Origin of the sequence: Streptomyces sp. SPB074 (genome assembly GCF_000154905.1) — a bacterium.
In the GTDB taxonomy this organism is placed as follows: Bacteria; Actinomycetota; Actinomycetes; order Streptomycetales; family Streptomycetaceae; genus Streptomyces.
Genome location: NZ_GG770539.1, coordinates 5923841 through 5924788, shown reverse-complemented (window position 1 = coordinate 5924788; position 948 = coordinate 5923841). Strand labels below are relative to the sequence as shown.

The window sequence follows — 948 nt, the reverse complement described above, 5'->3', positions numbered from 1 at the left end:
GAGGGGCCGGGCGTCCGTGCTCATGCGCTGCCCGTGTCCTTCCGCTCGCCGACGGGCCCGGGCCCGCGCGGCGGGCGGGCGCGGCGGCTCGGGTGCCGGTCACTTTACGGGGTCCCGGCATCCCCCGGGGCGGGTGTGCGCGGGCCGTCTCTTTGGCCCGGAACATCCCCCGGGAGGGGGTCGGTTCGCTTTCTCCCTCTACCCATCGGTAGGGGTGTCTGGCAGGCTGCGTCCATGACCGCGCGCGCAGCCGACCGGGCCCGCTACGACCGGGCCACCGCACACCTCGAAGCGCCGTTCGCGCTCGTCGACCTGGACGCCTTCGACGCGAACGCCGACGACCTCGTGCGCCGCGCCCAGGGGAAGCCGATCAGGGTCGCGAGCAAGTCGGTGCGCTGCCGTGCCCTGCTCGAACGGGTCCTGGCCCGGCCCGGGTTCGCGGGGATCATGTCGTTCACGCTCGCGGAGTCGCTGTGGCTGGCCCGCGAGGGCTTCGAGGACGTGCTGCTGGCCTACCCGTCGACGGACCGGGCCGCGTACGCCGAACTCGCCGCCGACCCCAAGCTCGCCGCCGCCGTGACGGTCATGGTGGACGATCCCGCGCAGTTGCGGCTCATCGACGCGGCCCGCGAGGGCGGTACCGAGGAGATCCGGGTCTGCCTCGAACTGGACACCTCGCTGCGGCTGCTGGGCGGCCGGGTGCGGGTGGGCGCGCGGCGTTCGCCGCTGCACGCGCCCGCGCAGCTCGCCGAGATGGCGCGCGCGGTGGCGCGGACACCCGGTTTCCGGCTGGTCGGGATCATGGCGTACGAGGGCCATGTGGCCGGGGTGGGCGACAAGCTGGCGGGCCGTCCGCTGCGCTCGCGCACCGTGCGGCTCATGCAGGCCGCCGCGCGCCGTGAGCTGGCCGCGCGCCGGGCCGAGGTGGTGCGCGCGGTGCGCGCGGTC

1 protein-coding gene is annotated in these 948 nt (G+C 75.7%); it reads left to right on the top strand.

Going from position 1 to position 948, the window contains the following annotated elements:
- Positions 1 to 234: 234 nt before the first annotated feature.
- On the top strand, positions 235 to 948 hold a 714-nt coding region (locus SSBG_RS25050; protein ID WP_037870589.1), incomplete at its 3' end, for an alanine racemase.